This window comes from Devosia sp. (assembly GCF_036406155.1).
Taxonomy (GTDB): Bacteria; Pseudomonadota; Alphaproteobacteria; order Rhizobiales; family Devosiaceae; genus Devosia_A.
Genome location: NZ_DASWVV010000228.1, coordinates 1 through 7150 on the forward strand (window position 1 = coordinate 1; position 7150 = coordinate 7150).

8 protein-coding genes are annotated in these 7150 nt (G+C 70.0%); 4 read left to right on the top strand and 4 right to left on the bottom strand.

The genetic code is table 11. The features are described from left to right. The 4 genes from VGD93_RS15995 to VGD93_RS16010 form a co-directional block, all read right to left on the bottom strand. Window positions 1-1522, bottom strand: a 1522-nt coding sequence (locus tag VGD93_RS15995; protein WP_395013165.1) for a GMC family oxidoreductase, incomplete at its 3' end; no start/stop codon positions are given. 77 nt (window positions 1523-1599) lie between these two features. Continuing rightward, entirely contained in the window at window positions 1600-2049 is a 450-nt protein-coding gene (locus VGD93_RS16000) for a MaoC family dehydratase (protein WP_395013166.1), read from the bottom strand. Between the two features lie 167 nt (window positions 2050-2216). After that, a complete protein-coding gene (locus VGD93_RS16005; RefSeq protein ID WP_395013167.1) occupies window positions 2217-2678 on the bottom strand; it encodes a hemerythrin domain-containing protein in 462 nt (153 codons plus the stop codon). Window positions 2679-2735: 57 nt separating this feature from the next. Continuing rightward, window positions 2736-3338: a DUF6448 family protein gene (locus tag VGD93_RS16010; protein ID WP_395013168.1), complete on the bottom strand. Its 603-nt coding sequence runs from the start codon at window positions 3336-3338 to the stop codon at window positions 2736-2738. 122 nt (window positions 3339-3460) lie between these two features. On the opposite strand from VGD93_RS16010, the gene VGD93_RS16015 reads away from it, so the two are divergent. The 4 genes from VGD93_RS16015 to VGD93_RS16030 form a co-directional block, all read left to right on the top strand. Then, on the top strand, window positions 3461-4174 hold the full coding sequence (locus VGD93_RS16015; protein ID WP_395013169.1) for a Crp/Fnr family transcriptional regulator: 714 nt from the start codon (window positions 3461-3463) through the stop codon (window positions 4172-4174). Window positions 4175-4274: 100 nt separating this feature from the next. Next, window positions 4275-5582, top strand: coding sequence for a nicotinate phosphoribosyltransferase (gene pncB, locus VGD93_RS16020; RefSeq protein ID WP_395013170.1), 1308 nt, complete (start codon window positions 4275-4277; stop codon window positions 5580-5582). A 108-nt stretch (window positions 5583-5690) separates the two neighbouring features. Next, window positions 5691-6623, top strand: coding sequence for a VOC family protein (locus VGD93_RS16025; RefSeq protein ID WP_395013171.1), 933 nt, complete (start codon window positions 5691-5693; stop codon window positions 6621-6623). 1 nt (window position 6624) lies between these two features. Beyond that, window positions 6625-7150 (top strand): alpha/beta hydrolase (locus VGD93_RS16030; protein ID WP_395013172.1); only part of this gene is annotated, 526 nt, incomplete at its 3' end.

Below are 7150 nucleotides of genomic sequence, written 5' to 3' on the forward strand. Positions count from 1 at the left end.
TATTGCCCGAAATGAGCCGGGGCATGACCGAGCTGTCGGCCACCCGCAGCCCGTCGATGCCGGCGACCCGCAACTGCGGATCGACCACGCTCATGGCGTCCTGCCCCATGCGGCAGGTGCCCACCGGATGGTATCCCGAGCGGCCGCTGGCGCGCGCATAGTCGGCGAGTTCGGCGCGGCCGGCGAGGCGCGGGCCCGGCTGGAACTCCTCGGCCAGCACCCGGCTGATGGCGTGCTGCGCCATGATCTCCCGGCCGATCTCGAGCGCATCCACGGTTCTTTCGAGGTCGATCGGGTCGGCGAGGAAATTGGGGTCGATGACCGGCGGCGCCGCGGGGTCGGCGCTGCGCAGGGTGACGGTGCCGCGCGAGCGCGGGTGCAGGAAGTAGGCGTTCAGCGTGCAGCCGTTGCCCACCGCGTCGGCCCCGGTCACCGCCTCGATGCCGGTCCCGGCAAGGAAGTGGAACTGCAGGTCGGGCGCGGCCAGGCCCGCATCGCTGCGCCAGAAGGCGCCGCCTTCGCAGATGGTGGCGCTCACCGGGCCGTCGCGATAGGCCGCATATTGCAGCCCGGCGGCGACCTGGCGGTGCAGGCGGCGGTAGACGTCGTAGCTCTCGACGTTTCTGAGACGGTACATCAGGAAGACGTCGAGATGGTCGTGCAGGTTGCGCCCGACGCCCGGCAGGTCGGCCTTGACGTCGAGGCCCAGCGCCGACAGCTCCCCCGCCGGGCCGATCCCCGACAGCATCAGCAGCTTGGGCGAGTTGATGGCGCCGGCGGCGACGATGATTTCGCGCCCGGCCCGGATGTCCTGCTCGCGCCCGCCCCGGGCGACGCGCACGCCGACGGCGCGGCCGTGCTCGATGAGGATGCGCCGGACGCTGGCGCCGGTGTGCACGGTGAGGTTGCGGCGGCCGCGGGCCGGCCTGAGGTAGCCGGCGGCGGCGCTGCAGCGCCGGCCGTCGCGGTTGGTGACCTGGTAGAGGCCCGCGCCGAGCTGCCGGGCGCCGTTGAAGTCGGCGTTGTAGGGCATGCCGTATTCCTGGCAGGCGCGCACGAAGGCGAGGCTCAGCCTGTGCGTGTAGCGCTGGTCGGAGACGGCCAGCGGGCCGTCGGTGCCGTGCAGCTCTCCTGCGAAGCGCGCATTGGATTCCGCCCGCACGAAATAGGGCAGCACGTCGGCGAACGACCAGCCGGGGCAGCCGGATTGCGCCCAGGCGTCGTAGTCGGCCGGCGCGCCCCGGGTATAGACCTGGGCATTGATGGAACTGCCGCCGCCGAGCACGCGCGCCTGCGTGTAGTCGGGGGCGACGTCGTGCTGGTGGCGCTGCGGGGCAAGCCGGAATCCCCAGGTCAGCCCGCCCTTGGTGGTGCGGTAGTAGCCGACCGGCAGGTGGATGAACGGGTTCCAGTCGCGCGGTCCGGCCTCGAGCAGCAGCACGCGCGTGGCCGCATCCTCGCTCAGCCGCGCGGCGAGGACCGAGCCGGCCGAGCCGCCGCCGATGATGATGTAGTCGTACATGATCCCTCCCGTGGCCGTCCGCCCGGCCCGCTATTCCCCTCGGCCCGGGCGGCGGGAGGGGGGCGCCGCCGCCGCCGTCAGGCCACCCACTTGAGGATGTGCTTGCCCACGCACACGGTCGTGCCGTGCTGGTTCGTGATGGTGATCTCGGACACGGCGCGCCGGCGCGAGGGGTCGATCTCGCCGACCCGGTAGTGCAGCTTGAGTGCGTCGCCGATATAGACCGGGTTGAGGAAGCGGATGCCGTCATAGCCCAGCGATACCGGCGTTTCGGAAGCCCGTACCCCCGGCGTGCGTTCGACCAGTTCGGTCGAGCAGGCCGACATGTAGGCGACCAGCAGCGCCCCGTGGGCGATGCGCCCCTTGTACACCGACGCCGCCATCACCCCTTCGTCGACATGGTTGGGCGAATGGTCGCCGCTGAGGTCGGCGAAGATCCGGACAGCATCCTCCGTGACCTCGCGGGTCAACGTCACTTCGTCCCCGACCTGCACATAGAAGTCCTGATCGACGACCCCCGCATCCATGGCAATGCTCCCGAATGAGAAATCCTTTTCTCACTCTTGCTGCGTGCCAAGTCAAGGCCCTTCAGGGCCATCGCGCCGGGTCGGCAGGCACGGATGCTAAATCGATTTCAACGCCACCTGGAAGAACGCAGGACCGCCCGTTGCCGGGCGATCCCGCCGCTTCAGGCTCACGCCGCCCGCCGGGCGGCGAGCCGCGCCTTGACCTCGCGGCCGACCAGCAGCGCCGCCGGATAGGCCACTTCCTCTTCGGTCCTGGCGTGCAGCATCAGCTGTTCGGCGAAGCGCACGACTTCGGGCCGCTTCTCGCCGGTGGCGGCCGCGATCAGCTCCTGCAGCGCCGCCACGATCTGGGCGTGCTCGGCCAGCATCTGCGGCAGTTCGGCCTCGAGCCGGTCGGTCAGCTCCAGCACCGCTGCCATCTCCGGCTCGAAGCGGCCGGCGGCCAGCGGGGCCAGCAGGCCCAGCGGCGGCAGGGCGTAGGCTTCCTCCTTGACGAAGTGGTGGTGCAGCACCTTGGCCACCGCCTTGGCAGCGTCGCCGGTGCGGCCGCCGGCCTGCGTGGCCTTGACGAGGTCGGCGTGCAGTTCGTCGTGCTCGATCTTCATCGGCTCGGGGATTTCGAATTTCATCGTCGTCTCCTGTGGGTGGGGGGTGGGGGCCGGCGCCACGGCGGCGCCGGCCTGGGGTCATTCGGCGTGCGCGGCGCCTTCCACGGCCGCGCGCAGGCCTTCAACATAGCCGACAAAGCCGAGTTCGGCGCTGGCGCGCGCCCGCGCCGCCGGGACTTCGGCGGCGGTGGCCGGCTGCAGCGTGGCCTTCTGGCTTTCGAGAGCGTGCTCGAACTTGACCTCGAGGCCGTGCTGCATGTGCTCGGTGAGCAGGGCCACGACCGCGCCGGCGTCGCCGCTCGCGATGGCCGCGTCTGCCGCCGGAATGGCCGGCCCGAAGTCGAGGCCGGCCGGCTTGAGGCCGGTATAGGCGGCGCCCTCGCCGGCGCGGTGCAGCCGCACCGTGGTCTCGATGAAGGACAGGTCGGCAAGCGCCTTGGCGTCGGGGCTGAGCGTGCGCACCTTGAGGGCCGCGTCGAAGGCCGCGACGATCTCGGCCTCGGCGGTCGCCGGCGCGTAGGGCAGGGCCAGGTTGACGTTGCCGCTGTCCAGCGCGGCCTGGGCGGCGCTGGCCACGGGCCCGTCGATGGCGTCGCAGTGGGCCTGGGCCCCCTGCGTGCCGAGCAGCAGGCCGGCCAGCACCACCGCGGCGCCGCTCGTCAGTGTCTTGATTGTGATCATGTCGTTTCTCCTTGCTGGGCATATTGATGCCTCGCCGGCAACATGGGCCGCCCCGGCGCACCGCTCAGCGACTTAAGTCGCTCAGGGCAAGAAATATGGGCCCGACACAGGGAGACCGGTTGTTGACGCACGCTGCCCACGCCCACGCCGACCACGCGCCCGATGCGCTGGCGCAACTGCCGTATTTCGCCGGACTGGAGGAGGCCGAGCGCGCCGCGATCCAACCGCTGGTGCGGCACCGCCAGGTGGGAGCCGGTGAAACCATCCTGGTCGAGGGCACGGAATGCGAGGGCCTGTATTTCGTCGTCGCCGGGCAGGTCCGGCTGCTGCGCACCGCCGAGGACGGGCGCCAGCACGTGGTGCGCGTGCTGGGCCCGGGCGCCAGCTTCAACGACGTCGCCGTGTTCGATGGCGGCCCCAACGCCGACGGCGCCGTGGCGGTGGGACCGACCACGCTGGGCTTCATTTCCAAGGGCGCCATGGCGGCGCTGGTCGACCGCCACCCGCAGGTGGCCAAGGCGGCGCTGAAGCTGCTCTCGGCGCGCCAGCGCGCCATGGGGATGGTGGTCGAGGACCTGGCGCTGCGCGACGTCACGGCGCGCGTGGCGCGGCTGCTGCTCGGCTGCATCGGGCGGCACGACCACATCATCGAGAAGGCCGAGTTCGCCTGCGTCAACATCACGCATCAGGAGATCGCGACCATGGTCGGCTCGGTGCGCGAGGTGGTGCAGCGGGCGCTGAAGGAACTCGAGCGCGACGGCGCCATCGTGCTCGGGCGCGGCACCGTCGACATCCGCGACCAGGGCCGGCTCGAGGTCTGGGGACAGGTGTCGTAGCCACCCCGCAGGCGCGGCCGCCGGCGGCGCGCCGGCCGGCAAACTGGATTTCTGCCGCCAACCGGCCTAGACACGGATCGTTTGGAGGGCGGGACGCGCCATGGCAAAGATCGACATCGCACAGCGGGTCTACAACCACACCTGGAAGCTCGACCCGATCATCCGGAGCCTGCTCGACACCGACTTCTACAAGCTGCTGATGCTGCAGATGATCTGGGGCCTGTACCCCAAGGTCCAGGCCACCTTCGCCCTGATCAACCGCACCGGTTCCGTCCGCCTTGCCGAGGAGATCGACGAAGCCGAGCTCAGGGCCCAACTCGACCACGCCCGCACGCTGCGCTTCGGCAAGAAGGAGATGATCTGGCTCGCCGGTAACAGTTTTGCCGGGCGCACGCAGATCTTCGAGCCCGCCTTCCTCGAGTGGCTCGCCCGCTTCCAGCTCCCCGAATACGAGCTGCGGCGCCGCAGCGACGGGCAGTTCGACCTCAGCTTCGCCGGGCCGTGGACCGACACGATGATGTGGGAGATCCCGGCGCTCGCCATCATCAACGAGCTGCGCTCGCGCGCCGCCATGCGGAACATGGGCCAGTTCGAGCTCGACGTGCTCTATGCCCGCGCCAAGGCCAAGATGTGGAGCAAGGTCGAGCGCCTGCGCCGGCTCACGAACCTCAGGATCTCGGATTTCGGCACCCGCCGCCGCCATTCCTTCCTGTGGCAGCGCTGGTGCGTCGAAGCGCTGAAGGAGGGGATCGGCGAGGCCTTCACCGGCACCTCCAACGTGCTGCTCGCCATGGACAGCGATCTCGAGGCCATCGGCACCAATGCCCACGAGTTGCCCATGGTGCTGGGGGCCCTGGCGCCCAACGACGAGGCGCTGAGGGCCGCGCCCTACCGGGTGCTGCAGGACTGGAACCAGTATTACGGCGGCAACCTGCTGATCGTACTGCCCGATACATTCGGGACCACGGCCTTCCTGCGCGACGCGCCCGACTGGGTCGCCAACTGGACCGGGTTCCGGCCCGACAGCATGCCGCCGATCGAGGCCGGCGAAAAAATCATGGCGTGGTGGCGGGCCAAGGGCAAGGACCCGCGCGACAAGCTGCTGATCTTCTCCGACGCGCTCGACGTCGACAGCATCGAGGCCACCTACCGGCACTTCGAGGGCAAGGTCCGCATGGCCTTCGGCTGGGGCACCAACCTCACCAACGATTTCGAGGGCTGCGCGCCGCGCGAGGTCGACGGGCTCGACGCCATCTCGCTGGTGCTCAAGGTCACCGAGGCCAACGGCAGGCCGGCGGTGAAGCTTTCCGACAATCCCAACAAGGCGACCGGAGACGAGCGCGAAATTGCGCGCTATCTCGGCGTCTTCGGCGGCAAGGACCGGGTCGCGCACGACGTCACAGTGTAGATTGTTCGTCCATCGCGAACGATCTGTGAGGGGTTATGCGCTTCCGGCTGGAAGGCGCAGGCCCCATATCGGTGGCGGCGGGGCAAGCCAACCGCAAAGGAGTCACCGATGCTCAACCAGATCAGGGGATTGCACCACGTTACCGCCATGGCGCGTGACGCGGCCACCAACAATGCCTTCTATACCGGAACGCTCGGCCTGCGCCGGGTGAAGCAGACCGTCAATTTCGACGAGCCCAGCGTCTATCACCTCTATTACGGCGACGAAGTGGGAACGCCGGGGTCGGTGATGACCTATTTCCCGTTTCCGCACATCATCCGCGGCCGGCCCGGCACCGGCGAGGTGGGGGTGACGGTATTCTCGGTGCCGGAAGGCGCCCTCGGCTTCTGGGAGCAGCGGCTGGCGGCCGAGCGGGTCGGCGATCTCGAGCGCTCCGAGAGTTTCGGCCAGAAGCGACTGACCTTCCGCGGCCCGGATGGCGAGACGCTGGCGCTGGTCGAGGACGCCGGCGACGCCCGCGCGCCGTGGACCGCGGGCGGGGTCGGCGCCGACGAGGCCATCCGCGGCTTCCACTCGGCCTCGCTCAGGCTGCGCGACGCCGGGGCCACCGAGGAACTGCTCAGGTTCATGGGCTACGAGCCTGCCGAGACGCACGCCGGCATCACTCGACTGGTGCGGCCGGGCGGCAACGGCGCCGACATCATCGACATCGAGACCCTGCCGGAGGTTGGGCGCGGCGATCTCGGTGCCGGCTCGGTGCACCACATCGCCTTTGCCGTCGAAGACCGGGCGGCGCAGCTCGAGGTGCGCAAGGCGCTGCTCGATACCGGTTACCAGGTCACCCCGGTCATCGACCGCGATTATTTCTGGGCGATCTATTTCCGCACGCCCGGCGGTGTGCTGTTCGAAATTGCCACCAACGAGCCCGGCTTCGACCGCGACGAGGATACGGCGCATCTGGGCGAGGCCCTCAAGCTGCCGGCCCAGCACGCGCATCTGCGGGCGAAGCTCGAAGCGACGCTGCAGAAGCTGGAGCCATAGGATGGACGAGCACGGCTACGCCTACGCCGAGCATACGGGGGCCGGGGCCGGCGCGCCGGTCCTGTTCCTGTTCCACGGCACCGGTGGCGACGAGCACCAGTTCCTCGATCTGGGAGCCGAGCTCCGCCCCGATGCGCGGCTGGTCGCGCCGCGCGGCGACGTCTCCGAGGGCGGCGCGTTGCGCTACTTCCGGCGGCTCGCCGAGGGGCGCTACGACATGGACGATCTCGACCGCGCCACCGCGAAGATGGCGGCCTTTGTCGGCGAGCGGCTGGCCGGCAACCGCCCGGCGGAGGTCGCCGGCTTCGGCTATTCCAACGGCGCCAACATCCTGGCCTCCGTACTCCTGGCGCATCCCGGCCTGTTCGACGCGGCGGTGCTGCTGCACCCGCTGATCCCGTTCGAGCCGGCACCACAGCCCGGCCTCGCCGGCCGGCGCATCCTGATCACGGCGGGCCGGCGCGACCCGATCTGCCCGCCGCCCGCGACCGAGGCGCTGGCCGGCTATTTCCGCCGGCAGGGCGCCG